This window comes from Eubacterium sp. OM08-24 (assembly GCF_003438075.1).
In the GTDB taxonomy this organism is placed as follows: Bacteria; Bacillota; Clostridia; order Oscillospirales; family Acutalibacteraceae; genus Ruminococcoides.
Genome location: NZ_QSTA01000019.1, coordinates 1 through 1,668 on the forward strand (window position 1 = coordinate 1; position 1,668 = coordinate 1,668).

2 protein-coding genes are annotated in these 1,668 nt (G+C 39.3%); both read right to left on the reverse strand.

Annotated features, from left to right (window positions below):
- On the reverse strand, nt 1-554 hold a 554-nt coding region (locus DXC23_RS12280; protein ID WP_117706835.1), incomplete at its 3' end, for a restriction endonuclease subunit S.
- Between the two features lie 13 nt (nt 555-567).
- Entirely contained in the window at nt 568-1,551 is a 984-nt protein-coding gene (xerA, locus tag DXC23_RS12285; protein ID WP_117706837.1) for a site-specific tyrosine recombinase/integron integrase, read from the reverse strand.
- Nucleotides 1,552-1,668: the final 117 nt, after the last annotated feature.

Genomic DNA, 1,668 nt, shown 5'->3' on the forward strand with positions numbered 1-1,668 from the left:
TGCTCTAAATTATTGTTTATCTCGCTATTGTTTTTGATTTTCTCATCTATTTGAAATAAGAATGTTCCTATTTCTTTTTGTAATGCTCTGTCTTTTGGAAAGGTTATATATATTTCATCTTGCAAGCGCTGTCGATTTATTTCTGTTTGTCCTGTTGAACCTTCGGCAAGACTTTCTATTTTCTTTTGATAACTTTTTATGACATATCCGTAGTAAAGAGGATCGATTTCTTTTGTCGGTCTAAGCAATATCATATGACCATCAACTGTTGTTGGCATAGGAATATTAAAGATTTGTGCAACACGACCTGCTGTACCGGTGCCAGTAGAATTGATTAAAACATCACCACTATGAAGCAATTTGTTTTCGGGTACTTTTTTGACTGCTGCATTATGTATTCTTGACTCATTATAGGATATTTCAAAATTCCTATTGCATTTTTGGTTGAGAACCCGTATCGTATTCTCATTTTCTTCATCAACATATTTTGGGGGTATCCCTTTAGAAATGAAAGATGTAAGTTCACCAAGGGTTTTGCTAATCCATTCAGCCATAGTTTTTTCCTCTCTATCCAATGTATTTTCGGTGGGCAATCTTAACATTGCTCTGCTTTACCATTGCGTACTGCAAGGTCGTATCTATCTTTCTATGCCCCAAGAGCTGTTGCAGTTGCTCAATGGGCATTCCTTTGTCTATTGCCATAGTTGCAAGGGTTCGCCTGAATTTGTGCGGGTGTACCTTGTGCAGTCCTAAGTGCTTTCCGAATTCTCTGAGCCTTGTTTCTATACCGCCGATTTTCAGTCTTTCGTGCGGTGCTTTCAGCGATACAAAAAGTGCCGGATTATCATCGGTTCTGCTGTTTAAGTAATTTTGCAAATGTATCTTTGTCCTTGCGTCAAAATAGACCACTCGTTCTTTGTTTCCCTTACCGAACACGATACATTCTCGCTCGTTAAAATCAATATCATTTCTGTTGAGTAACACCATTTCACCGACACGCATACCCGTTGAAGCTAACATATCAATCATCGCCAAATCTCTCGTTTCGGTGCAGTTATCTCTCATAAGCTCCAACGCTTCATCGGAGTATGTTTCTTTGATGTTAGTACCGGTTTTGACCTTGTGTATTCGCCTAACAGGGCTTTTCAAAATGTAGTCCTCGTCCTCAAGCCAAGAAAAGAAACTGGAGAGTATTCTCCTGATATTATCAATCGTAACCTTGCTTGACTTTTTCTTTTCCTGATACTCGGTCAGGTATCGCCTTATGTCGTCGGTTTCAATGTGCTTAATGCTTTTTCCGACGGCCTCAATCATCATTTTGATAGTTGCTTTGTAGTATTTAAGAGATTTCTCGGAACAGCCCTCAATTCGCTTTGCCGATAGGAACAGCTCCACATAGTTCTGCTCCGAGTTATTCTCTTGTTGCTTGTTTTCCGTTACCTCATACCTTGCAAGGGTGTATTGCAACACCTCTTGCAACCTTTCGCTTTGCGCATTGTTCAAGTATGGTAACATTCCTTGAACAACATCTTTGATTAAATCTTGTTTCACAGTCAATTCTCCTTTTTATTTTTAGAGAACGACTATGGGGCGGAAGTTCCCCGATATTAACTCCCGCCACCCACGGAAGTTATGGGTATGTTATATGCTAAACAATAATTTAGAGCA